This is a genomic window from Streptomyces sp. NPDC050416 (genome assembly GCF_044458845.1).
In the GTDB taxonomy this organism is placed as follows: Bacteria; Actinomycetota; Actinomycetes; order Streptomycetales; family Streptomycetaceae; genus Streptomyces.
On the sequence record NZ_JBITII010000005.1, the window covers coordinates 444,626 to 468,073 of the forward strand.

17 protein-coding genes and 1 pseudogene are annotated in these 23,448 nt (G+C 71.7%); 7 read left to right on the forward strand and 11 right to left on the reverse strand.

Annotated features, from left to right (window positions below; genetic code table 11):
- Window positions 1-4: 4 nt before the first annotated feature.
- Genes ACIBL4_RS18690 through ACIBL4_RS18700 form a run of 3 tightly spaced genes read right to left on the reverse strand, consistent with a single transcriptional unit; the run spans window position 5 to window position 2,807 of the window.
- Window positions 5-766 carry a cupin domain-containing protein gene (locus ACIBL4_RS18690; RefSeq protein ID WP_399411282.1) on the reverse strand — a complete coding sequence of 254 codons (762 nt, stop codon included), beginning with the start codon at window positions 764-766 and terminating at the stop codon, window positions 5-7.
- Window positions 760-1,686: a PmoA family protein gene (locus ACIBL4_RS18695; protein ID WP_399411284.1), complete on the reverse strand. Its 927-nt coding sequence runs from the start codon at window positions 1,684-1,686 to the stop codon at window positions 760-762. The genes ACIBL4_RS18690 and ACIBL4_RS18695 overlap by 7 nt, the downstream gene beginning before the upstream one ends.
- The gene (locus ACIBL4_RS18700) at window positions 1,683-2,807 is read right to left on the reverse strand and encodes a Gfo/Idh/MocA family protein (protein ID WP_399411286.1); all 1,125 of its coding nucleotides are present in this window, start codon (window positions 2,805-2,807) and stop codon (window positions 1,683-1,685) included. The genes ACIBL4_RS18695 and ACIBL4_RS18700 overlap by 4 nt, the downstream gene beginning before the upstream one ends.
- A gap of 319 nt (window positions 2,808-3,126) precedes the next feature.
- Here ACIBL4_RS18700 and ACIBL4_RS18705 point away from each other — a divergent pair.
- From ACIBL4_RS18705 to ACIBL4_RS18720, 4 genes and pseudogenes are all read left to right on the forward strand, one after another.
- A pseudogene (locus ACIBL4_RS18705) lies at window positions 3,127-4,751 on the forward strand (alpha/beta hydrolase).
- A gap of 191 nt (window positions 4,752-4,942) precedes the next feature.
- Entirely contained in the window at window positions 4,943-5,926 is a 984-nt protein-coding gene (locus ACIBL4_RS18710) for a Bug family tripartite tricarboxylate transporter substrate binding protein (protein WP_399411585.1), read from the forward strand.
- Window positions 5,923-6,462 carry a tripartite tricarboxylate transporter TctB family protein gene (locus ACIBL4_RS18715; protein ID WP_399411288.1) on the forward strand — a complete coding sequence of 180 codons (540 nt, stop codon included), beginning with the start codon at window positions 5,923-5,925 and terminating at the stop codon, window positions 6,460-6,462. The genes ACIBL4_RS18710 and ACIBL4_RS18715 overlap by 4 nt, the downstream gene beginning before the upstream one ends.
- Before the next feature lies 1 nt (window position 6,463).
- On the forward strand, window positions 6,464-7,957 hold the full coding sequence (locus ACIBL4_RS18720; RefSeq protein WP_399411290.1) for a tripartite tricarboxylate transporter permease: 1,494 nt from the start codon (window positions 6,464-6,466) through the stop codon (window positions 7,955-7,957).
- Window positions 7,958-7,962: 5 nt separating this feature from the next.
- Here the strand turns inward: ACIBL4_RS18720 and ACIBL4_RS18725 are convergent, their stop codons facing one another.
- The 8 genes from ACIBL4_RS18725 to ACIBL4_RS18760 all read right to left on the reverse strand — a co-directional run bounded on the left by ACIBL4_RS18725 (window position 7,963) and on the right by ACIBL4_RS18760 (window position 18,786).
- Window positions 7,963-9,906: a DUF2264 domain-containing protein gene (locus ACIBL4_RS18725; RefSeq protein ID WP_399411292.1), complete on the reverse strand. Its 1,944-nt coding sequence runs from the start codon at window positions 9,904-9,906 to the stop codon at window positions 7,963-7,965.
- A 22-nt stretch (window positions 9,907-9,928) separates the two neighbouring features.
- Window positions 9,929-10,996 carry a LacI family DNA-binding transcriptional regulator gene (locus tag ACIBL4_RS18730; RefSeq protein ID WP_399411294.1) on the reverse strand — a complete coding sequence of 356 codons (1,068 nt, stop codon included), beginning with the start codon at window positions 10,994-10,996 and terminating at the stop codon, window positions 9,929-9,931.
- Between the two features lie 30 nt (window positions 10,997-11,026).
- On the reverse strand, window positions 11,027-12,679 hold the full coding sequence (locus ACIBL4_RS18735) for an extracellular solute-binding protein (RefSeq protein WP_399411296.1): 1,653 nt from the start codon (window positions 12,677-12,679) through the stop codon (window positions 11,027-11,029).
- A 27-nt stretch (window positions 12,680-12,706) separates the two neighbouring features.
- On the reverse strand, window positions 12,707-13,594 hold the full coding sequence (locus ACIBL4_RS18740; RefSeq protein WP_399411298.1) for a carbohydrate ABC transporter permease: 888 nt from the start codon (window positions 13,592-13,594) through the stop codon (window positions 12,707-12,709).
- Window positions 13,591-14,445, reverse strand: a complete 855-nt coding sequence (locus ACIBL4_RS18745; RefSeq protein WP_399411587.1) for an ABC transporter permease — start codon at window positions 14,443-14,445, stop codon at window positions 13,591-13,593. The genes ACIBL4_RS18740 and ACIBL4_RS18745 overlap by 4 nt, the downstream gene beginning before the upstream one ends.
- A gap of 237 nt (window positions 14,446-14,682) precedes the next feature.
- On the reverse strand, window positions 14,683-15,957 hold the full coding sequence (efeB, locus tag ACIBL4_RS18750) for an iron uptake transporter deferrochelatase/peroxidase subunit (RefSeq protein ID WP_399411589.1): 1,275 nt from the start codon (window positions 15,955-15,957) through the stop codon (window positions 14,683-14,685).
- A 50-nt stretch (window positions 15,958-16,007) separates the two neighbouring features.
- Window positions 16,008-18,041 (reverse strand): iron uptake transporter permease EfeU, encoded by a 2,034-nt coding sequence (efeU, locus tag ACIBL4_RS18755; RefSeq protein WP_399411300.1) that lies wholly within the window; start codon window positions 18,039-18,041, stop codon window positions 16,008-16,010.
- Between the two features lie 196 nt (window positions 18,042-18,237).
- Window positions 18,238-18,786, reverse strand: a complete 549-nt coding sequence (locus ACIBL4_RS18760) for a GNAT family N-acetyltransferase (protein ID WP_399411302.1) — start codon at window positions 18,784-18,786, stop codon at window positions 18,238-18,240.
- A gap of 139 nt (window positions 18,787-18,925) precedes the next feature.
- Between ACIBL4_RS18760 and ACIBL4_RS18765 the strand changes: the two genes are divergently transcribed.
- The 3 genes from ACIBL4_RS18765 (at window position 18,926) to ACIBL4_RS18775 (ending at window position 23,134) form a co-directional block, all read left to right on the forward strand.
- Window positions 18,926-20,026, forward strand: a complete 1,101-nt coding sequence (locus ACIBL4_RS18765; RefSeq protein ID WP_399411304.1) for a GDSL-type esterase/lipase family protein — start codon at window positions 18,926-18,928, stop codon at window positions 20,024-20,026.
- A gap of 150 nt (window positions 20,027-20,176) precedes the next feature.
- Window positions 20,177-21,811 carry a cellulase family glycosylhydrolase gene (locus ACIBL4_RS18770; RefSeq protein WP_399411306.1) on the forward strand — a complete coding sequence of 545 codons (1,635 nt, stop codon included), beginning with the start codon at window positions 20,177-20,179 and terminating at the stop codon, window positions 21,809-21,811.
- A gap of 174 nt (window positions 21,812-21,985) precedes the next feature.
- Entirely contained in the window at window positions 21,986-23,134 is a 1,149-nt protein-coding gene (locus ACIBL4_RS18775; RefSeq protein ID WP_399411308.1) for an acyltransferase family protein, read from the forward strand.
- Window positions 23,135-23,448: the final 314 nt, after the last annotated feature.

Here is a 23,448-nt window from a genome sequence, read left to right on the forward strand (position 1 = left end):
GCGGTTACTCCCCCTGGTACGGCAGCGTCGTCCCGGGCAGGTTGTACTCGTCGCGCCGGCCGCACATGCCGAAGCCGCCGAGCCGGGTGGGCGCGGCCTCGTAGGCGGTGGCCTCGCCGAGGTAGGCCGGTTCGCCGTCGGCCAGCGCGTCGAGCTGGGCGCCGGTGCGTTCGGCGGTGGCCAGGGCGCCCGCCCGCCACAGGGCGCGCCAGGTGGGCACCTTGTCGCGCACGATCCGGGCTGCGGCCCGCTGGAACTCCAGGTACGGGCCGTCGTCGCCGGCGACGAGCGCCTCGCGCAGCGCGAGGTAGCCCTGCACGGCGAGGTCCCGGCGGCGCTGGGCGGCCGCCGCCGTCTCCGGCCCCGTGCCGGGCGGCAGGGTCGCCGCGGCGGCATACTTCTCCGGGTCGGCGAGCACCTCGGGCGGGAAGGTGAACACGGCGTCCCCGGCCTCGGGCAAGCCGCTGTTCTGCATCAGCACGGTGATGCGCAGATCGCCGCCCTGCACCATGCGGTGGACGGTGCCCGGCGTGAACCAGGCGAGGGAGCCGGGCGCGAGGGGGATGTCCCGGTAGCCGTCGGGACTCAGCGTCTGGACCGCGCCCCGGCCGCCGGTGACGACGTACGCCTCGGTGCACACCAGGTGCAGATGCGGGCTGCCGCCGCAGACGCCGTCGGCGGCCTCCCAGTCGTAGGCGCTCAGATGGGACAGGCCGATCGCGCCGGGCAACGGGTGCGGCAGGGCGGGCTTGGCGTCGTTCACCACGGCAGGCCCTCCAGGTGCGTGCCGACCCGGTCGCGGTCCCAGGCGCCGTCGGCGACGACGAGCCGGTACCGGAAGGCGAAGGACTCGCCCGGCGGGAGTTCGAACTCCTCGAAGAACGCCCAGGAGAAGGCGACCGTCGGAAAGGGCTCGGAGCGGACGAACCAGTGCGACTCATGGATCGCGGACGTCTCGTCGAGGTTCTCGGGCGCGTGCGCGAAGACGAGGGTGGAGTGGCCGTCGACGTCGTCGTGCTCGGTGGTGAAGGCGAGCCAGGGGCCCTGGGTGCCCATCAGCTTGCCCGCGTCGGCGTCGGTGTCCGGGGCGAAGACCGTGCCGCCGGTGAAGTCGCGCGGGCCGCGCCACTGGAGTCCGGTGTAGCCGGCCATCTCACGACCGGCGGTGGTCGGGGAGCCGAAGGCCAGCGGCTCGGAACGGACGTTGGTGAGGCGGATCGACCAGTCCAGGGCCCAGGCGCCGGCCTCCTCGTCCACCGAATGGACGGTCAGCCCCCGCACCTCGCGCGCCCACTCCTCGCCGCCGTTCTCGACCCAGGTGAGCTCCTCGGTGAAGGCGAGGCGGTCGTCCTCGACCGTGAACTCCGCGAAGCCGTCGTGCCGCATCGAGCCGACGCGCTCGGGCAGGCGCAGATAGCCCTGGCCGTGGACGTAGCAGTTGCCGCCCCAGAAGTTCTGGCCGGACAGATGGCTCGCGGTCATCTGCAGGCCCTTGTGCCAGCGGTGGTCGTTCGGCCGGTAGCCGGTGACCGTCCGGCCGGACAGGGTGCGCACCGGGTGGGCGTACGGCTTGCGGGACTCGAAGGGATCCGGGTCGGGGCGGTAGACGTAGCGGAGGATCTCCGTGCCGTTCGCCGCCCTGACGGCGATGTCCTCGCCGTGGGTGTGGGTGACGCGGATGCTCATGCGCGCTCCTTGGGGGCCCAGTCGGGGTACTCGCCGTGCATGGCCTCGTAGAAGGGGTCGCCGGGTCCGATCTCGCCCGCGTGGACGGAGCGGCCGGTGAACGCCGCCTTGTACAGGGCGGCGGCGAACTCCAGGGTGGCGCGGGCGTCCTTGCCGCTGCCCGGTGGCCGTGTGCCGTTGTCGTAGGCGTCGAGGAGGGCGCCCAGCTGGGCGGTGTGCGAGCTGGGCACGTCGTTCGAGGGGGTCCGCCAGGCGATGGCGCGGTCGGAGGCGACGTGCGGGGCCGGGGTGTAGACCCAGCTGTCGTTGGAGTGGCCGTACAGGTGGGTGAGTTCGACGGTGGCGTCCGCGCAGTCGATGCGGATACGGCTCACCTCGTCCGGGGACAGCACACTGTTGACGACGGTGGCGAGGGCGCCGCTCCTGAACCGGACCAGCGCGGTGGAGACGTCCTCGCTCTCGGTGTCGTGGACGAGCCGGGCGGCCATGGCGCGGATCTCCTCCCACTCGCCGAGCAGGTGCAGCATCAGGTCGTACTGGTGGATGCCGTGGCCCATGGTGGGGCCGCCGCCCTCGCTGGCCCACTTGCCGCGCCACGGCACGGCGTAGTAGGCGGCGTCCCGGTGCCAGGTGGTCTGGCAGTGCGCCACCAGCGGAGCGCCCAGCTCGCCGCTGGTGATCAGCTCGCGGGCGTGCACCGCGCCGGAGCCGTAGCGGTGCTGGAAGACGACCGCCGCGTACGCCCCGGAGGCCTCCTCGGCGGCGGCGATCTCGTCGTACTCGGCGAGCGACAGGGTGAGCGGCTTCTCGCACAGCACCCAGGCCCCGGCCTTGAGCGCGGCCACAGTCTGGTCGCGGTGCAGGGAGGGCGGCGTCCCGATGAGGACCAGATCGGGACGGACGGCGTCCAGCATCGCGTCCACCGAGGTGTACCCGGCGACCTGGTCTCCGGCCAGCTCGCGGAAGGCGTCGAGGCGCTCCTGGTCGACGTCGACGGCGGCGACCAGTTCCACCCGGTCGGAGTGGGCCCGCAGCGCCGGCAGATGACTGCCGATGACGATCGCTCCGGTGCCGACGACGGCCACGCGGCGGCGGGTGGGAGACCCTGGGGACACGGACATGCGGCGCTCCTCGGACGGCCGGCGGACACACGCTGGGGAAGCACTTTCGAAAGCACTGGGGACAGCACCTTGGAAAGCGCCTTGGAAAGCGCTTGCACCCGGTAGCCGACCCTAGGCGTGAGCGAATGTCTGGACAACCCCCCTGCAGCGACCTGCACAAGGTCTTCCCGGGCGTTCTCCCAGCTCGGGGATGAGATTCGGGTTGTTGTCACCACCATGGACGCTGGTGCTGACCCCACCGGGAACCGGGCTGCCAGCCGGTGTGATCGAACCGCGGCCCGTCCCTAGCGTTCTGTCGCACCGAGCCCTCCTCTCCGGCATGTCCCTGCCCGTCCCGAGGGGGCATCGGCGACAGGAAGGACATCCACCCGTGATATCCCGCTTCCCGGGAACCGCGACAAGGCCGGCCCTGGCTCTGACGGCCGCCGCCCTCGCCCTGACCGCACTGCCCGCCACGGCAGGGGCGAGTCCCGGCTCCGACCCCCTCGCCCGCTACCACCACCAGCGCCTCACCTGGAAGAGCTGCGTGCTCGGACCGGACGACACGACCGGCAAGGAACTGGAGCAGGCGGGCGCCCGCTGCGCCGACGTGACCGTACCGCTGGACTACTCGGACCCCGGCGGCCGCACGATCACCGTCGCGATATCCCGCATCCGCGCCACCGACACCGGCCGCCGCGTCGGTCCGCTGCTGCTCAACGGCGGCGGCCCCGGCGGGCAGACCCTCGGCGACCCGCCGTGGGTGCGCAAGGCGATGAAGGACGTCGCCGCCCGGTACGACGTGGTCGGCGTGAATCCCCGTTTCGTCGGCCGCAGCACACCGCTGGACTGCCGCTGGCCGACTCGGCCTGGCGCGGGGCGGGTGAGGACCGGGCGGGCTTCGACCGCGTGGCCGCCTTCTCGAAAGACCTCGCCGAGCGCTGCCGCACCCACGCGGGCGATGTCCTCCCCCACGCCACCACCCGTAACACCGCCCGCGACGTGGACGTCGTCCGGGCCGCGCTCGGCGAGCGGCGGATCTCCTACCTGGGCTATTCGTACGGCAGTTACCTCGGCGAGGTGTACACCACGATGTTCCCCGGCCAGACCGACCGGGTCGTCCTGGACGGTGTGATCGACCCGGACCGGTACGGACCGAGGCTGCTCCGGGGCGTCGAACGGGCCAACCGCCGCGCGCTGGAGGGCTGGGCGTCCTGGGCCGCCGCCCGCGAGGCGACGTACGGGCCGGGGCGTACCCGGGGCGAGGTGCTGGCGGCCGTGGAGCGCGTCCGCGATGCCGCGGCCCGTACGCCGCTGCGGCTCGGCGACTACCGGCTGGACGAGCACGTGATGCCGATCGTCGCCTTCAACGGCCTGTCGCAGCACAACGACGCCGCCTACGGGGACTTCGCGCAGGGCGTCCGGGACATGCTGCGGGCGTCGCGGGGGCAGCGGGTCACGCCGTCCCCGTGGCTCGCCGGGGTCCTCGAGTTCGTGCTCACGGACACCGACTCCCCCTACGGCAGCGTGCAGACGGCGATCCTGTGCGGCGACGGCCCCGCTCCGCGCGACCCGGAGGTGTACTGGCGCGATGTGCAGCGCAGCCGGGCCGAGGACCCGCTGTTCGTGCCCGTGACCAACAACCTCAACCCGTGCACGTTCTGGGACCGGCCGCGCGAGCGTCCGACCGCGATCCGGGACGACCTGCCGGCCCTGCTGGTCAACGCGACCGGGGACCCGCGCACCGACTACGACGGCGCCCGGGCGGTCCGCGGCATGTGGCCCTCCTCGCGGCTGATCACCGTGACCGACGCCGACCAGCACGCGGTGTACGGCGTCTACGGCGTGCCGTGCGTCGACGACACGGTCAACGCGTACCTCGCCACGGGGCGCCTGCCGTCCCGGGACGTGAGCTGCGCCACCGCCCGCCCGCTGAGCCGGGGGCTCACGGCATCCGCCCGCTGAGCCGGGGGCTCACGGGGTCCGGGCCGCGAGCCCCCGGCCTCCTCCGCGGTCCGGTGACCACAAAGACCAGAACCTCCGTTGGTTCCGCAAGAGAGACAGCCTGTCGGCGCCGGTGCACCATGTGGCCCACGTCACCCTCCCCCACAGGGCCTTCCCTACCCGCAACGACGTACCGACAGGTGGTGGCACACGTGCGCCTGCGCACCCCCCTCGCCCTGCTCGGGGCCGCCGTGCTCGTGCTCGTCGGACCGCCGCTGCTGACCACCGGCAGCGGCTCCGAGACCGGCACACAGATCCCGGGCCTGCGTTTCATGGTCCCCAACACGCCCGGCGGCGGCTACGACATCACGGCCCGTACGGCCGCGAAGAACGCCGAGGACGCCGAACTGACCCACAACATCGAGGTGTTCAACCTGCCCGGCGCCGGCGGCACCGTGGGCCTGAGCCGACTGGTGAGCGAGCACGGCAACGGCAAGCTCGCCATGTCCATGGGCCTCGGGGTCGTGGGCGCCGTCCGCTCCAACGACGCGCCCAAGACGCTGGGCGACACCACGCCGATCGCCCGGCTCACCGAGGAGCAGGACGTCGTCGTGGTCGCCAAGGACTCGCCGTACAAGACGATCGACGATCTCATCGGCGCCTGGAAGGAGAACCCGGGCAAGCTCCCGGTGGGCGGCGGCTCCTCGCCCGGCGGGCCCGACCATCTCGCGCCGATGCTGATGGCCCGGGCCGCCGGGATCCCCCCGAAGCGGGTCAACTACATCCCGTTCGACGGGGGCGGCGAGCTGCTCGCGTCGATCCTCGGCAACAAGGTCGCCTTCGGTGTGTCCGGCGTCGGCGAGTACCTGGACCAGATCAAGGCGGGCGAGCTGCGGCTCCTCGCGGTCACCGGCCCCGAGCGCGTCGAGGGGCTGGACGCGCCCACCTTGAAGGAGGCCGGGTACGACGTGAATTTCACCAACTGGCGCGGCATCGTCGCCCCACCCGGCCTGTCCGACGGAGAGCGCGGCAAGCTCGTGCGGCTGCTCGAGGAACTGCACGGTTCGGACGAATGGCGCAAGTCCCTGGAGCAGAACGGCTGGGACGACGCCTTCCTCACCGGGGAGAAGTTCGGCGCGTTCCTCGACGCCGAGGACAAGCGCGTGGTTTCGGTGCTGAAGGAGCTGGGACTGTGACGACGCAGACCACCGACATACCCCCCGCGGAGCGCAGAGAGCGGCGCTCGTGGCTGCAGGAGCACTCCGAACTCGGCGTGTGCGTGCTGCTGCTGGTGCTGGGCGTGCTCGTCCTGACGGACGCGCTCACCATGGACGTCGACATCGCCCAGCGCGGTCCGGTCGGCCCGAAGACCGTGCCCGTCGTGGTCGGCGCCGGCCTGCTGGTGATCGCCGCCCTGCTCGCCGTGGACGTGCTGCGCGGCGGCCGGGGCCAGGCCGAGACCGGCGAGGACGTCGACCTGTCGGAACCCGCCGACTGGCGCACGGTGCTGCTGCTCGCCGGGGTGTTCCTCGGCTCGGCCGTGCTGATCGAGCCGCTCGGCTTTCCCGTCGCGGGCGCGCTGCTGTTCTGGGGTGCGGCGTTCGCGCTCGGCAGCCGCAGGATCGACCGCGATCCGCTCATCGCGGCCGGGCTGTCCCTGGTCACCTACGTCGTCTTCAACAACCTGCTCGGCGTGCCCCTGCCCGGCGGTCCGCTGATGGGAGTGCTGTGACATGGACGCCTTCAACTCCCTTCTGGACGGCTTCGGTACGGCCCTCACTCCGGTCAACCTGCTGTGGGCCGTCATCGGAGTGCTGCTCGGCACGGCGATCGGCGTGCTGCCCGGCATCGGCCCGGCGATGGCGGTCGCGCTGCTGCTGCCGGTGACGTACGGGCTCGAGCCGACCGGCGCGTTCATCATGTTCGCCGGCATCTACTACGGCGCGATGTTCGGCGGCTCGACCACCTCCATCCTGCTCAACACGCCCGGCGAGAGCGCGGCGGTGGTGGCGGCCATGGAGGGCAACCCCATGGCCAAGTCCGGGCGCGGCGCGCAGGCTCTCGCGGCGGCCGCCGTAGGACACTTCGCGGGCGGTCTGATCGGCACGATCCTGCTGGTGGCGCTCGCCCCGACGGTCGCCGAACTGGCCGTGGACATCGGCGCGCCGGACTACTTCGCGATCATGGTGCTGGCGTTCATCGCGGTGACGTCGGTGCTGGGCTCGTCCCGCGTCCGGGGCCTCGCCTCCCTGCTCATCGGTCTCACTCTGGGCTTGGTGGGCCTGGACCAGATGACCGGCCAGCAGCGTCTGACCTTCGGTTCGCTGCAACTGGCCGACGGCATCGACGTGGTGATCGTCGCGGTCGGTCTGTTCGCGATCGGCGAGGCCCTGTGGGTGGCGGCGCACCTGCGGCGCAGCCCGCCGGAGCCGATCCCCGTGGGGCGTCCGTGGCTGGGGCGCGGGGATGTGAACCGGACCTGGAAGTCGTGGCTGCGCGGCCCGTTCATCGGCTTCCCGTTCGGCGCGATCCCGGCGGGCGGCGCGGAGATCCCGACCTTCCTGTCGTACGTGACGGAGAAGCGCCTGTCGAAGCACAAGGACGAGTGGGGCAAGGGGGCCATCGAGGGCGTGGCCGGTCCGGAGTCGGCGGCGTCGGCCTCGGCGGCGGGCACGCTGGTGTCCATGCTGACCCTGGGCCTGCCGACCACGGCGGTCGCGGCCGTGATGCTGGCGGCCTTCCAGCAGTACGGCATCCAGCCCGGCCCGCTGCTCTTCGAGCGCGAACCCGACCTGGTCTGGGGCCTGATCGCCTCGCTCTTCGTCGGCATGGTGCTGCTGCTCGCGCTCAACCTGCCGCTGGCGCCGGTGTGGGCGAAGCTGCTGCGCATTCCGCGGCCGTACCTGTACGCCGGGATCATGTTCTTCGCGGCGGTCGGCGCCTACGCGGTCGGCGGTGAGGTGATCGACCTGGTGATCCTGCTGATCATCGGCCTGATCGGCTTCGGCATGCGCCGCTACGGCCTGCCGGTGCTGCCCGCCGTCATCGGCGTGATCCTCGGCCCGAACGCCGAGCAGCAGTTGCGGCGCGCGCTGCAGATCAGCGACGGCAGTGTGACGGGGCTGTTCAACACGCCGTTCGCGGTGACGGTGTACGCGGTGATCGTGCTGCTGCTGGCCTGGCCGCTGCTGAGGAAGGCGGTGACGCGGGGCCGCGCTGCGGCCTGACCCGGTTACCGCGGCACCCGTTCCCGGGTGCCGTCCGGGAAGCGGATCTCCACCTCGCCGGTCGCGGCGACCCGTACGCGCGGTCCTGAACGCCACGCGTGCGGGTCGCCGTTCGTCTTAGGGTCGGCGCTCAACACGACGAGAGTCACCAGGAGGTGGGTGCCGCCCGGGTGGGCGGGCAGGGTCAGGTACGGGGTCGCCGAGTGGTGGCCGCAGGCATTGGTGCCGACCGCGTGGGCCACCGCCGTCGCGGCGTCCTGCCACCCGTGCAGGCCGACGAGCGTGCTGGTCAGGCCGTCCGCGCGGCGGGCCAGTGCCCAGCCGGGGCCGGTCGACGCGACCGGCGGCGCACCGTCGTCGGCGACGGCCCAGCCTCCTTCGCGTACGGGCGTGCCGGGGGGCGCGTCGACGCGGTGCGCCCGGACCTCCCAGGGGCCGTGCACCACGCTGACCGTCTCGATGCGGTGTCCTTCGTCGCTGCCCGGGAGCACCGCCCGGTGCCAGGAGGCGGCCCGCGTGCCTTCGACGCCGAGCGGGTGGATGCGGCCGCGCGGGGTGGGCGTGCCGTCGGGGGCGAGCAGGGCGATGTGGTTGTCGGGACCCACCCGCGGTGCCGGTGGTGTCTCGGGCGCCGTCGCACTGGAGTAGGCGAATCGGGCGTAGTGCGGGCTGTCCTCGGCCCTTGCGGGTGGGGGTGGCAGCCGGTCGCTGCCGTGGTTGACGAGCCGGACGATCCCGTCGGCGGCGGTGGAGTGCAGGAGCCAGCCCGGCGCCCGTAACGCGAGGCGAATGTCGGCCGTCTCCACCGGGCCGGGGTCCTCGGGCGCCGTCCACACGGGGTGGTCGGCGGGCAGGAGCAGGCCGAGGAAGGCCTTGCTCGCCCAGTACGGGGAGGCCGGGCCCGAGTACCGCTGGGTGACGGGGAGGAAGGGCCCGTACCAGCCGAGCGTGAGCAGTCCCCGGGCGTCGGGTACACCGCGCTCGGCGAAGTGCTTCAGCGCGCCGGAGGCGAGACGGCGGGTGCGGCCGGGCGGCAGCGGGGTAGCGTCGGCGAGGGCACCCGCCCACAACGGCGCCGCCGTCGCGAACCGGTAGGTGAGCGAGCGGCCCTGGTGGACCGGCGCGCCGTCGGCGCCGAAGAAGTGCTGGTGGGCGTGGAGGAACGACCGCAGGCGCGTCCGGTGTTCCGAGACCAGCCGGGGGTCCGCGCGCGGCCCGGCGATACGGGCCCACAGGACCGGATAGAGGTGCAGCGCCCAGGCGTTGTAGTAGTCGAACTTGCGGCCGTCGCCGTCGGTGTACCAGCCGTCGCCCCGGTACCAGTCCTCCAGGCGGGCGAGGCCGGCGTCGATCTCGGTGCGGTTGTGCGGGGCGCCGACGGAGGCGAGGAACTCCTCGGTGATGACCTGGAACAGCCGCCAGTTGGAGTCGTTGACCACGGCTCCGACGAAGCCGCCGAGCCAGTCGGCGACCCGCTGCCGTACCCGGTCGTCGAGCCGGTCCCAGATCCACGGGCGGGTCTCGTGCAGGGCGACGGCCAGCGACGCGGCCTCGACCATGGGCTGGGACCGGTCGGTGATGGGCGGCCAGCGGTCGGGGCCGCGCGGGTCGGTGCCGGCCGTGAGCCCTGCCGCGTACCGCTCGATCAGGCCGGACACGCCCTGCCCGCCCGAACCGGCGATGCGGAACGCGGCCAGCAGGAAGGAGCGGGTGAAGCCCTCCAACCCGTCCGACCAGGGCCCGGAGTGGCTGGGCGGGCCGGGCAGCCGGTACTGGGCCAGGCCCGGGGAGGCGTAGGGCGTCAGGGCGTCGAGGAGGCGGTCGGCGATCGCCTCCCAGTGAGCGCGGGTCCAGCCGGTGAGCGGCGAGGTCAGCGGGTCGGGGGGTGGCAGGTGTGGCAGGTTCGGGAGGTGCGTCGGGTCGGGGAGCGACACGTGCGGCGCGCTCATGCGGGTGCGGTTCCTCCGTTGGTCACAGGGCGCGCCCGGGCGGGGGCGCGCCGACGCTGTCGCGTACGACGATGTGGGTGCCGAGCAGATGGTGGGCCCCGGCGGCGTGCTCGGGGTCGCGCAGCGCGATGCGCACGGCGGCGCGGCCGAGTTCCTCGGCGGGGGTGCGGACGGTGGTGAGGGGCGGGTTGAAGTCCTCCGCGAGCGGGATGTCGTTGTAGCCGACGACGGAGATGTCGCCGGGGACGCGCAGTCCGGTGTCGGCGATGGCGCGCAGGGCTCCGGCGGCGACCATGTCGTCCCCGGCGAACACCGCGGTGAACTCCCTTGGGGATTTGAGGAGTTCGGCCATCGCGCGGTGGCCGGCGGCCCGGCCGAGGCCGCAGTCGACGACGTGTGCGGCCTCGGGCGGCAGCCCGTGCTCGGCGAGGGCGGCCCGGTAACCGGCGACGCGGGCGTCGAGGGCGGTGTTGCCGGGCAGTCCGCCGAGGAAGACGATCCCGCGGTGCCCGGCCGACAGCAGGTGGGCGGTGATGGCGCGGGCCCCGGCCTCGTTGTCGAACTCGACGACGAGCGCCGGGATCTCCGGGTCGGGCGCGGGCCGGCCGCAGAGCACCAGCCGGGCTCCGGAGGAGTCGAGGGCGTGGGCGTAGTGGGCGACGCGCTCGCGGTAGGCGTCGTCCTCGACGACCCCGCCGACCAGGATCACCAGCCGGGCGCCCTCCTCCCGCATGAGCTGCACGAACTCCATCTCGCGCTGGGCGTCGCCGCCGGTGGCGCCGACCACGCAGAGCCAGCCCCGGTCGGCGGCCTCCGCCTCCACGCCCTCGGCGACCTGGGCGTAGAAGGGGCTGGTGACCTGGCGGACCACGACGGCGGCCATCTTGCGGCCGCCGCCGACCAGGGCGCGGGCGTGCGCGTTGGCCACGTAGTCGAGGTCGCGGGCCGCGCGCAGGACCCGGGCCCGGGTCGCCGGGGGCACCGGGTGGTTGCCGCTGAGCGCGCGGGAGGCGGTGGCCGTCGACACGCCCGCCCGCTCGGCGACCTCGCGGATCGTGACCCGTCCCTTGGACACCATGTCGTTCCCCATCCCCCGCGTCTCCTGTCGGCCCACCGCTGCTCAGGTGTTGGCCGCGTAGTCCTTGGCGTATTCCTCGGCCATTCTGTCGCCGCCCCGGCTCCGCCACTTCTGCACGGCCGCGTCCCACTCGGACATGGGCAGGCGCCCGGCGATGATCCCGGTGATCGTGTCGTCCAGGAAGGTCTTGAGGGTGGCGCCCTGGGAGTTGTTCGTCGCGGACTGGAGCCCGAAGGAGGCGTCGCGGATGGCGTGCGGTACGACCTTCCGCTGCCAGGCGTGCAGGGCGCGCACGGCGTCGGGCATGCCGGGCACGAACAGCACCTGGGGGCCTTCGGCGAGGTACTTCAGCGGCAGGTTGGTGTTGTTCTCGACCTCGCCGAGCTTGGTGAACTCGGGCGAGCCGTCCTTGCCGCGGGTGAAGTGGACGCCCTCGACGCCGTAGTGGACGAGTTCCCACTCCTGACTGCCGAAGGGCGCGGCGAGGTAGTCGAGGATGCGCAGCAGCAGTTCGATGCGCTCCTTCTTGGCCTGCTTCAGGACGGTGTAGCCGAAGGACCGGCGGGCGGCGACGATGCCGCCGGGCTCGCCGCCGACGCTGTACGGCAGGGCCGCGGCGGGGCTCATCTTGCCCTTGGATTCCCGGTACTTGGGCAGGTAGGCGCCGAACCCGTCCTGCATGGAGCCGACGGTGCCGTTGTAGTAGAGGGTCGTCAGGTCGATCTGGGAGATGGACGTGGCGTCGGGGTGGTAGGAGCCGTTCTTGCGCAGCTGGGCCTGGAAGGCGATCGACGCCTTGTAGCGCTCGTCGGCGGCGGCCGGCAGGAAGGTGCCGTCCTTGGTGACGGCCCAGCGCTGGGGGGCGTTGTGGGCGGCCGAATGGTAGGCGTTGCCGAACAGGGAGCCGTTGGCGGCGCCGAGCATGTACGTCCTGCCGCGGGTGCCCCGCCGGGCCACCGCGGTGAAGTCCTCAGCCGTCCAGCCCTCCTTCATGCCCGCGTCGGCGAACATGTCCTGGTTGATCCAGAGGGTGGAGCCGGGCAGCGGGCGCTCCAGCGGGATGCCGTAGATGCGGCCGCCGATACGGCCCATGTCGCGCCAGGCGTGGGTGGGGATGCCCGCGAGGTTGGGGTAGTCGGCGATCGCGTCACCCGACAGGTACGGCGTGAGGTCCTGGGCGCGGCGCTGCACGAACTGCGCCTCGCGGGGCAGCGTGAAGCCGGCGAACATGTTGATGATGTCGGGCAGGGCGTCGGCGTCGCCGGCCATGACCGTCGCCATCTTCTTCTGGTAGTCGGCCTGGGAGATGATCGTGTACTCGATCTTCACGCCGAGGGCCTTCTCGACGGCCGCCCAGAAGCGGTTCTGCGAGGCGGGCTTGGGCGGGGTACCGAAGGAGACGGTCATGACGCGGACGGTGGAGCCGTCGCCCGGGGTGCGGGAGACCGACTTGACCAGGTCGGACGGGTAGGTGGTGTAGCCGGCCTGGACACCGGCGTCAGTGGGGGCCAGGTCGGGCTTGGGCCCGGCGGCGGGCCGGTAGGCCGGCCAGGGGGCGAGCTTCTTGCCGGCGTTGGAGACGTCGCCGTCGCCGGAGTCCGAGGAGGAGCAGGCGGTCAGCAGACCGGGGACGGAGACGGCGGCACCACCGGCGGCCACGGTACGCAGCAGGGTGCGTCGGGACATGCTGGGCATGGGTGAATCACCTCGTGTCGGCTCGGTTCAGCTCTTGATGGCGCCGGTGAGCACGCCCTTGGTGAAGTACTTCTGGAGGAACGGGTAGACGAGCAGGATCGGCACGGTGGCGATCACGAGCACCGCCATCTGCACGGTCTGCGGAGCGGTGACGGTGGCCTCGCCGGTGGTGGCGTCGGTGAGTCCGGCGCCGGACACCACGTACGTGCGCAGCACCTGCTGGAGCGGCCAGTGGTCGCTCTCCAGGTACAGCGAGGCGTAGAACCAGGAGTTCCAGTAGGCGACGGCGTAGAACAGGCCGACGACGGCGAGCGCGGCCTTGGACAGCGGCAGCACCACCGACACCAGCACCCGCCAGTCCCCCGCCCCGTCCAGCCGGGCCGCCTCGTACAGCTCGTCGGGGACCGACTGGAAGAAGCCGCGCAGGACGACCAGGTTGAACACGTTGACCAGGACGGGCAGGACGAGCGAGGCGTACGAGTCGAGCAGGCCGAGTTCCTTGACGAGCAGGAAGCTCGGGATCATGCCGGGCGGGAAGAGGAACGTGAACAGCACCAGCAGCAGGACCGGTTTGCCGCCGAAGACGCCCGGGCGGGACAGCGCGTAGGCCAGGGTCACCGTGCAGGCGAGACTGAGCAGGGTGCCGACGATCGTGACACCGGCGCTGACGCCGAGGGCGTGGGTGACAATGCCGCCGTCGAAGATGTCGCGGTAGGCGTCGAGCGAGGGTTCGGTGGGCCACAGCACCCAGCCGCCGTTGTCGACGACCTCCCGGGTGGACGCCAGCGAGGTCGACACGATCACCAGGAACGGCACGCACACCAGCAGCACGACGGCGGCGAGGGCGAGGGCCTTCGCGGCCTGGGTGAGGGGCCGGGGTTTCTCCATCCAGCCGGGCCGGGCGGACGCGCTCACTTGTAGACCCCCTGTTCGCCGAGGCGGTGGGCGACCTTGTTGGCCGCGTAGACGAGGAGGGCGCCGACGACACCCTTGAACAGGCCCGCGGCCGCGGCGAATCCGTAGTCGCCGCCGACGATGCCCTGGTAGTAGACGAAGGTGTCGATGACCTCGGCGGTCTGAGGTCCGACCGCGTCGCGTTGCAGCAGCATCTGCTCGAAGCCGACGGAGAGGATGTCGCCGAGCCGCATGATGAGCAGCAGCACGACCACCGGGCGGATGGCGGGCAGGGTGACGTGCCAGAAGCGCCGCCAGGGTCCGGCGCCGTCGATGGCGGCGGCCTCGTACTGCTGCTCGTCGACCTGGGCGAGCGCGGCGAGGAAGATGATCGTGCCCCAGCCGGCGTCCTTCCAGATGACCTGGGCGACGACGAGCGGCTCGAACGCGTCCGGGTTGCCGATGATGTCGACGGTGTGCAGACCGGCCCCGCTCAGGCCGCTGTTGAGCAGGCCGGTGTCCCCCAGCACCTGCTGGAACAGCGCGACGACGATCACCCACGAGATGAAGTGCGGCAGATACGCCACCGACTGCACGAACCGGCGCACCGAGCTCCAGGTGAGGGTGTGCAGCAGCAGGGCGAGACCGAGCGGCACCGGGAAGTAGAAGACCAGCTGGAGGACGGCGATCCAGAGGGTGTTGAGGACCGAGTCCCAGAACGCCGCGTCCTCGAACATGCGCTGGAAGTTGCCCCAGCCCACCCAGGGGCTGCCCCACAGGCCGTCGAACGGCACGTACTCCTTGAACGCGATGACGTTGCCGACGAGTGCGCCGTAGTGGAACAGCAGGAAGTAGGCGACGCCGGGCAGCATGAGCAGGAACAACGCCTTGCTCTGAAAACCTTTACGCTTGCGCTGCACCCCGCGGGGATCGCGTCGGCCCGGACTTGCCCCCTTAGTACCTGCTGGTTCTCGTAAGGCAGTTGCCACGGCTCCCCCTCACCTCGGCGTGTCCGGTGAAGGGAAGTTAAAACGTTTTCACTATCGGGTCAACACTTCTGACGCCGGCAGGAGTTGACCCACGGCCCCGTCCGCGGGTCCGGCCGGACTTCAGACCGAGAGCAGTCCCCGGCCGAACCAGTCGGCGGACGAGCGCACGCCGGGCAGGGCGAAGAAGTACCCGCCGCCGGTCGGGGAGATGTAGTCCACGAGCGGTTCGTCGATCAGGCGGGTCTGCGTGGCCTCGAACTGGCGCCGCACGTCCTGCTGGTAGCAGCAGAAGACCAGACCCATGTCGAGGTTGCCGACGCTGTCGACGCCCCGGTCGTAGTTGTAACCCCGGCGCAGGATGCGGGAGTCGTCGGTCGCCGCGGTGCGCGGGTTCGCGAGGCGGATGTGGGCGTCGAGCGGGATGGCGGCGCCGTGTGGGTCCTTGGCGTAGTTCGGGCTGTCGGTCTCCTGGGCGCCGTCCAGCGGGGCACCGGTGTCCTTGCGCCGGCCGAACATCTGCTCCTGCTCGGTCAGCGAGACGCGGTCCCAGAACTCCACGAGCATCCGGATGATCCGGACGACCTGGTAACTGCCCCCGGTCGCCCAGCCGGGTTCACCCTGCCCGTCGCCGACCCAGATGAGCTGGTCCATCTCGCGGGCCGACCCGACGTCCGGGTTGGCTATGCCGTCCTTGAAACCCAGCAGGTTGCGCTGGGCGCCGCTGGGCCGGGGCGCGTTCTGGAAGCCGTCGACGCGCCAGCGGATCTGCATCGCGCCCCGGGTGTGCTTGGCGATGTCGCGCAGCGCGTGCAGCACGGTGTCCTGGCGGGCCGCGCAGATCTGGAGGGACAGGTCGCCGTGGCACTCGGCGGGGTTCAGGTTGTCGTTGGGGAAGGTGCGCATGGGTGTGAGCCTGCGCGGCTTCGCGTCGGCGAGTCCGTAACGGTCGTCGAAGAGGGAGGCACCGACCCCGACCGTCACGGTGAGCGCGTCGGCCGGGACGACCGGGCCGAGGATGCCGTTGTCCGAGGGCGGGGCGCCGACACCCAGGTCGGCGGGGGTGCCGCCGGCGGTGAGGAAACGGGCTCGCTGGGTCAGGGTCCGCAGCAGGTCGGCCAGTTCCGCGCGGTCGCCGGCGATGACGTCGAAGGAGACGAATGCGGCGGCCTTCTGCTGGGGGGTGAGGATTCCGGCCTGGTGGATCCCGTGGAAGGGCACGGCGGCATCGCTCGTCCCTTCGGCGGCCCGGGTCGTGCCGTCACCGCTCTCGGCGAGGGCTGACCCGCCCCCGGCCAGTACGGCTCCCACGGCTCCGGCACCCAGGGCCGCCCTGACGAAGGAACGGCGGCCGGCGTGGGCGGGGCAGCCCGGCGGAGGCGTGTCGGCGGACGGCATGAGGGTGTTCCCTTCGGCGTGTTCGTCGTGCTGGCGGTGGGGGCCGGTACTCACGCGGACTTCCTGATCTCTAGCAGGTCCGGTACGGGCGACAGGTCTTCCAGGAGCTGCCCCGTGGCCCCGTCGATCCGGGCCTTCCCGGTCCGGCCGAGCCGGTCGGCGGGAGTCCAGCGGCCGTCGCGGTGCTCGGCGTCGAGCAGCGCCTGGAGTCGCGCGATGTCCGCGTCGACGGTGGGCAGCAGATGCGGGGCCCGTGTGGTGAGCAACGGCCGCAGTACGGTGAGGAGTTCGCGCGTACCGGCGAGGTTGGCGTCGGCCGTGGCCAGTCCGGTGCCGCTGCCCTGGTCGGTGTCGCCGGTCAGCTCGAACTGGAGGGTGTTCTCCAGGATCTCGTGGGCGCGCAGAGGCAGGTCGGAGGGGTCGAAGTCCTGATGTGGGAAGGCCTTGCGCAACCCTTCCACGTCGGCTGCGAGTTGATCCGCCGGGCCCTTGAGCTCACCGGCCGACCGGCCGTGCCACAGCCCGTACTCGATCCGGTGGAAGCCGGTGAAGTCCTTGTCGTGGATCCCGCCCGGCAGACCGTCGGGGCGGCCGTTGATCTTCTGGTCGAAGTCCTCGAAGGTGCCGTAGGCGGCGCCGAGGGAGGCGTAGGTGCGGTGCGCGGTCAGCCAGTCGGCGCGTGCCGTGTCCAGGTGCCCGCCGCGGATGTCGTCCCTGAGTGTCCGGGTCTCGGTGACGAGGGTGGCCAGGCCCCGGTTCACGTACGCCTTGTACGCCCGCAGCGGTCCCGCGAGATCCCGCGCGGAGACGGGGACGACGGCTCCGGCACCGGCGGCGCCGCCGACCCGGACCGCCTTGGAGGTGACGGCCTTGCCGTCGGCGGGGACACAGCGCCAGGCGTACGTACCGCCTGCCACGGTGGCGACGAGGTCCCGGGTGGTGCCGGGGGCCAGGCCCTCGATCTCGCCGTAAACCGCGTGGGTGGCCGGGTCGATGAGGTACACCTCGGACGTCTGGTCCCCGGTGTTGCGCAGCTGGAAGGTCTGCCGCCCCGGCCCGGGCGCGGTGAAGCCCTGACCGCAGTCCTTGACGGAGACGGCGACCGTCTCGCCCCCGGCGGGCTTGGGGCGTGCCAGGGCGACGACGAGTCCGGCCAGGACCGCGGGCACGGCGACCACGGCGACGGGGACGAGCCAGGCGGGGCGGCGGGTGGGCTCGGGGGTGGGGCTCGGGCGCGAACTCGGACTGGGGCGCTGACTCGGGCTCGGAGCACCTCCCCGCACACCCCTCACGAACAGCGTCATCACCACGCCGAGATACGCGATGTACCCGGCCACCTGAAGCCACGTCATCGTCGGCGTCAGGTTGAGCACGCCCTGGAGCAGGGTGCTGTACCAGGCCCCGGCGTCGACGCTGCCGCTGAGGTCAACGGCGTAGGCCGTCCCGCCGGGCAGGACCCCGCCCTCCTGGAGGTCGCGCAGTCCGTAGCCGAGGACGCCCGCGGCGACCACGATGAGGACGGCGCCGGTGGAGGTGAAGAAGCGGGTGAGGTTGATGGAGAGCACCCGGCGGTAGAGCCCCCAGCACAGCACCGCCGCGAGCACGAGGCCGACGCCCGCCCCGGTCAGCGGCCCGGCCGACTCCTGTGCCGCGCGGGCCGTGGTCCACAGGAACAGGGCGGTCTCCAGGCCCTCGCGCCCCACCGCCAGGAAGGAGGTGAGGACCAGTACGCCGGCGCCCATGGTCAGTGCCCCGGTGACCTTCTCCTTGATCTCGCCCGCCAGGCTGCGGGCGGAGCGGCGCATCCAGAACACCATCGCGGTCACGAAGGCGACGGCGACGATGCTCAGCGTGCCGCCGAAGGCCTCCTGGGCGGCGGTGGAGAGGGACGCCGCGGTGAACGTGAGGACCGCGCCGAAGCTCATCGAGAGCGCGATCGCGGCCAGCACGCCGGTCCACACCTGCGGCAGACGTGACTTGGCGCCCGCCCGCACGAGGGTGGCGACCAGCACGGAGACGATGAGACCGGCTTCCAGTCCCTCCCGCAGTCCGATCAGGAAGCTGGGAAACGCGTCGTCCCACATGTGCTGCGGCCCTCCCGGCCCTCCGCCCCGGCCACCGCGCAAGCGAGTTAGCCAAGGCATGCCTTACCGACGCCGACCATCATGACTTCGACTCTCTGGGCATCCGGTCATGAAAGCCTCACGGCACGGCAAAAGTCCGGCGTCCACCTCCCCATCAGGGCCCAGCGGAGGGTGCGGGGCCCGGCTCAACCGGAACTCAACCGGACGACGTGGTCGAGGACCACACGCCGAACCACTGCTCGGCGCCGAACTCCTCGAACCGCTCCACCTCGGTGAACCCCAGCTTCGCCGCGAGCCGCATCGAGCGGTCGTTGGCGGTCTGGGTGCAGAGCACCACCGGCTCGCCGGGCAGCGCGTCGGCGAACCAGCCGAGTGCCGCGGCACACGCCTCGGCGGCGTACCCGCGTCCCCACGCCTCCGGCACGAACATGTAGCCGAGCTCGGCCTCACCACCCTCCGCACGGACGCGCCCCGGGCGCTGCGCGTCACGCCGGTCGAGCGTGACGGTGCCGATCATCGCTCCGTCGAGGTCGATCACGAACACGCCGGGGCGCCGCCCGGGCACCTCGGGCACCACGCGTTCGAGCTCGACACGCGGTTGGGCGCCACCGAGGTAGGTGCGCACCTCCGGCGAGGCGAACAACTCGATGAACGCGGCACGGTCCCGGGCCTCGGACTCGCGGAGCACGAGCCGTTCGGTCTTCATCGGGGCAGGCGGCCAGGCGACGGGCCCTAATCCAGTCATGGCGGGCAACTTATCGCAGGCCCGCGAGAGCGGTCCGAAAGAAATGACCTGGTTGCATGCCCGGCCCCTTGACGCGTCAATGACAACAATGGCTTGATGCATGGGAGCGCTCCCACCTCATTCAGGGAAGGGAATCACCATGCGCAGAACCCGCCGCTCGTCCCCACGCTTACGGATCGTCCCTGTTCTCGGCCTCCTGGCCGCCCTGCTCCTCCCCCTCGGCCTCACCTTCGCGCCCGCGGCCACCGCCGCACCGGCGGCACCCGGCCCCGTCCGCATCATGCCGCTCGGCGACTCGATCACCGGCTCCCCGGGCTGCTGGCGTGCGGTGCTCTGGAACCGGCTGCTGAACAGCGGATACAAGGACATCGACTTCGTCGGCACCCTCCCGCCTCAGGGCTGCGGACAGGCGCACGACGGCGACAACGAGGGGCACGGCGGCGAGCTGGTGACCAACGTGGCCGACCAGAACCTACTGCCGGGCAGACTCGCGGCCACGCGGCCGGACATCGTTGTCATGCACTTCGGCACCAACGACGTGTGGAGCAGCATCGCCCCCGACCGCATCCTCGCCGCCTACACCAAGCTCGTGTCGCAGATGAGGGCCTCGAACCCGGACATGCGGATCCTCGTCGCGCAGCTCATCCCCATGAACCCGGCCAGTTGCGCGGCCTGCGCGCAGCGCGTGGTCGACTTCAACGCGCGGATCCCCGACTGGGCCCGGGCCACCGGCACCGAACGCTCCCCGATCACCGTGGTCGACCAGTGGACGGGTTTCAGCACGGCCACGGACACCTACGACGGGGTGCACCCCAACGCCTCCGGTGACGACAAGATCGCCGCCCGCTGGTTCCCGGCCCTGAAGGCCGTCCTCGACGCGGGCGTCCCGCAGGACCCCGGCGACCCGGGCGAACCCGCGGCCTGCAGGGCGCGCTTCCGAGCCGTCTCCACGTGGCAGGGCGGCTATCAGGGTGAGGTGACGGTGACGAACACGTCCGCCTCCGCCGCCTCGGGGTGGACCGCGACGGTCGTACCGGCGGACGGCGCGCGCATCGGCCAGGTCTGGAACGGCACCCTCACCACCGCCGCGGACGGTACGGCCACGGTCACCAACGCGGCGTGGAACGGGGCGCTGGCGCCCGGCGCGAGTGCCACGTTCGGTTTTGTCGCCACCGCCCCGGCAACGGCCGGCGCCCCGGCGGCGACCGTCACGTGCACGGGGAAGAGTTCCGGCGCCTGACGCCCGACTCGGGCCCAGGACCGGCCCGATGACCAACTCGACATCGACGACCAATTCGGCATCGACGACCAACTCACCACTCCCTCCCCAGGATCGGAACACGACCCGGAACAGGCCGCATCTCCTCCCACCCCCACCTCTGGAGCCGCCATGAGACCCCGCACCGCCCCCACCCCGCGCGTGGCCACCGTGGCCGTCGCCCTCCTCGGCCTCCTGCTCTCCTTCCTCTCCCTCGGCACGCCGGCGCACGCCGCCCCCACCGGCTTCCGCATCGACAACGGCCGGCTGCTGGAGGCGTCCGGGAACGACTTCGTGATGCGTGGCGTCAACCACGCCCACACCTGGTTCCCGGACCGGATCAGCTCCCTCTCCCATATCAAGGCCAAGGGCGCCAACACCGTCCGCGTGGTCCTCTCCAGCGGTGACCGCTGGACCCGCAACGACACCACCGACGTGGCGAACGTCGTCTCCCAGTGCAAGCAGAACCGGCTGATCTGTGTCCTGGAGGTGCACGACACCACCGGGTACGGCGAGCAGAGCGGAGCCGTCACGCTCTCCCGCGCCGCCGACTACTGGATCAGCGTGCAGAGCGCGCTGGCCGGTCAGGAGGACTACGTCATCGTCAACATCGGCAACGAGCCGTACGGCAACACCAACTACGCGAGTTGGACGGCCGACACCAAGGCGGCCATCCAGAAGCTCCGCACCGCCGGCTTCGACCACACGATCATGGTCGACGCGCCCAACTGGGGCCAGGACTGGGCGTTCACCATGCGGGACAACGCCGCCTCGGTCTTCGCCGCCGACCCGGACGCCAACACGATCTTCTCGATCCACATGTACGGCGTCTTCGACACCGCCGCCGAGATCACCGACTATCTGAACCGCTTCGTCACGGCGAAACTCCCCATCGTCGTCGGGGAGTTCGGCCACGACCACTCGGACGGCAACCCCGACGAGGACACCATCCTGGCCGTCGCGCAGCAGCTCCGCCTGGGCTACCTCGGCTGGTCCTGGAGCGGCAACGGCGGCGGGGTCGAGTACCTGGACATGGTCACGAACTTCGACCCGGACCAGCTCACCAGCTGGGGCCGGCGGCTCTTCAACGGCGCGAACGGCATCGCCGCCACCGCCAAGGAGGCCGCGATCTACTCCTCCGGCGGAGGTGACACCACTCCCCCGACGGCTCCCGGCGCCCCGACCGCCTCCGGGGTGACCTCCTCGTCCGCCACCCTGAAGTGGGGCGCCGCCACCGACGCGACCGGCGTCACGGGTTACGACGTCGTCCGGGTCAGCGGGGCCGGTGAGACGGTCGCCACCAGCACGGCCACCACGACCGCCACCCTCACCGGCCTGTCCCCCGACACCTCCTACACCTTCGCCGTCTACGCCCGTGACGCCGCCGGCAACCGTTCGCCCCGCTCGGCCACGGTGACGTTCACGACGTCCTCCGGCGGTTCGTCGGCGTCCTGCGGCGTCGGCTACCGGGTGACGGGCAGCTGGCCCGGCGGCTTCCAGGGCGAGATCACCCTGCGCAACACCGGCACGTCGGCGATCAACGGCTGGACGCTGCGCTGGACCTTCCCGGACAGCCAGCGCATCACCAACCTGTGGGGCGGCACGGCGACGCAGAGCGGCTCCGAGGTCAGCGTCGCGGCCGCCCCGTACACCGCGACGATCCCCGCGGCGGGTTCGGTCACCCTCGGGTTCACGGCCTCCCGGGCGACGGCGAACCCCAGCCCGACGGCGTTCACGCTGAACGGCGCGGCCTGCTCGGTGAGCTGATCGGCAGCATCACCCACCTGAGTGTGATCCGCACAACATCCACACCAGTAAGTGGTTTGCGCCAGGCCGGAGTGGTGAGGCGGCGGAGATGTCGCACCGGCACCCCACCGCCGTCACTCCGGCCAGACGTGTACCCGCCCGTCCGTGTCCCCCGCACCGTGCGGGGGAGGCGCGATGAGCGAGGACACCCTGCGCATGCGGGCGGTGACGAGCAGGAGCGGCGAGACCGGGGCACGCACCTCACTCGCCGCCGCCCCGCCGCAGCAGGCCGGGCAGCGCGACGCGTTCTTCGACAACGCCAAGTACCTGGCGATCGTTCTGGTGGCGATCGGGCACGCCTGGGAACCGTTGCGGGACGGCAGCCGGACCGTCAGCACGCTCTACATGGTCGTCTACGCCTTCCACATGCCGGCGTTCATCGTCATCTCCGGCTACTTCTCGCGCTCCTTCGAGGCGAGCCCGGGGCGGATCAAGCGTCTGGTCACCGGGCTCGCCGTTCCGTACGTCGTCTTCGAGACGGCGTACACGCTGTTCACGCGCTGGACCGACCAGGAGCCCTACCGGCCCGTCAGCCTGCTGGACCCGCTGTATCTGACGTGGTTCCTGGCGGCGCTGTTCATCTGGCGGCTGACCACGCCGGTGTGGCGGCGCGTGCGGTGGCCGCTGCCGGTCGCCCTCGTCATCGCGATGCTGGCGACGCTCTCGTCGTCCGTCGGCAACGACCTCGACCTGCAACGCACCCTTCAGTTCCTGCCGTACTTCGTCCTCGGTCTACTGCTGAAGCCGGAGCACTTCCAGCTGGTGCGCCGCCGCTCGGCACGTGTGCTGGCCGTGCCGGTCTTCGCCGTCGCGGTCGTGGTGGCCTACTGGGCGGTCCCGCGGATGAGCGGCGCCTGGTTCTACCACCGCGACAGCGCCGAGGAACTCGCCGCGCCCGCCTGGTACGGGCCCGTGATGACACTGGTGACCTTCGGCTGCTCGCTGGTCCTGGTGGCCTGCTTCCTCGCGTGGGTGCCCGGGCGCCGCGCGTGGTTCACGGTGCTGGGCGCGGGGACGCTGTACGGCTACCTGCTGCACGGCTTCGTCGCCCAGGGGTCCAAGTTCTGGGGCTGGTACGAGCCGGCGTGGGTGCACCGGCCCGTGGGCATGGTCGTGGTGACGGTCTTCGCCGCGGTGCTCGTGACCGCCCTGTGCACGCCGCCGGTGCGGCGGCTGTTCCGCTTTGTGATGGAGCCCGAGATGACATGGGCGTTCCGCCGGGACGCGCAGCAGCAGGCGCGGGAACGGAACGCCGTCCGCGAGGGAAGCGCCGTACACGGCTGACGCCAGGCGCCCCGCCTGCCCGGCCTTGGTCTGCCCGGCCTGGTCTGCCTGGCCTGGGTCTGCCCGGCCTGGGTCTGGATGATCGACTCCAAGGGGGCCTGATGAGCAGAGCCAGGGGTTCATGCGCGGCCAGCAAGTCATGCGCGCACTGACCGTCTACGACCGCTGAAGTCCGCCCGAAAATCGCTTGGCTGGATGATGGTGTGGTCGACGGTCCTTCGCGGTGAACGAAGTGCTGCCGCAGTTGAACGAGCTGCTGTTTTCCTCGGTCGAGGGCGTGTTGGTGGAATCGGTCGAGGTGATCGACACGGTCG

What these genes read in the sequence shown, in the direction of transcription:
- ACIBL4_RS18695 (WP_399411284.1), bottom strand. Translation starts at nt 1,686, where the DNA reads ATGAGCATCCGCGTCACCCACACCCACGGCGAGGACATCGCCGTCAGG.
- ACIBL4_RS18700 (WP_399411286.1), bottom strand. Translation starts at nt 2,807, where the DNA reads ATGTCCGTGTCCCCAGGGTCTCCCACCCGCCGCCGCGTGGCCGTCGTC.
- ACIBL4_RS18720 (WP_399411290.1), top strand. Translation starts at nt 6,464, where the DNA reads ATGGACGCCTTCAACTCCCTTCTGGACGGCTTCGGTACGGCCCTCACT.
- ACIBL4_RS18725 (WP_399411292.1), bottom strand. Translation starts at nt 9,906, where the DNA reads ATGAGCGCGCCGCACGTGTCGCTCCCCGACCCGACGCACCTCCCGAAC.
- ACIBL4_RS18730 (WP_399411294.1), bottom strand. Translation starts at nt 10,996, where the DNA reads ATGGGGAACGACATGGTGTCCAAGGGACGGGTCACGATCCGCGAGGTC.
- ACIBL4_RS18735 (WP_399411296.1), bottom strand. Translation starts at nt 12,679, where the DNA reads ATGCCCAGCATGTCCCGACGCACCCTGCTGCGTACCGTGGCCGCCGGT.
- ACIBL4_RS18745 (WP_399411587.1), bottom strand. Translation starts at nt 14,445, where the DNA reads ATGCTGCCCGGCGTCGCCTACTTCCTGCTGTTCCACTACGGCGCACTC.
- efeB (WP_399411589.1), bottom strand. Translation starts at nt 15,957, where the DNA reads ATGCCGTCCGCCGACACGCCTCCGCCGGGCTGCCCCGCCCACGCCGGC.
- efeU (WP_399411300.1), bottom strand. Translation starts at nt 18,041, where the DNA reads ATGTGGGACGACGCGTTTCCCAGCTTCCTGATCGGACTGCGGGAGGGA.
- ACIBL4_RS18760 (WP_399411302.1), bottom strand. Translation starts at nt 18,786, where the DNA reads ATGACTGGATTAGGGCCCGTCGCCTGGCCGCCTGCCCCGATGAAGACC.
- ACIBL4_RS18765 (WP_399411304.1), top strand. Translation starts at nt 18,926, where the DNA reads ATGCGCAGAACCCGCCGCTCGTCCCCACGCTTACGGATCGTCCCTGTT.
- ACIBL4_RS18770 (WP_399411306.1), top strand. Translation starts at nt 20,177, where the DNA reads ATGAGACCCCGCACCGCCCCCACCCCGCGCGTGGCCACCGTGGCCGTC.
- ACIBL4_RS18775 (WP_399411308.1), top strand. Translation starts at nt 21,986, where the DNA reads ATGAGCGAGGACACCCTGCGCATGCGGGCGGTGACGAGCAGGAGCGGC.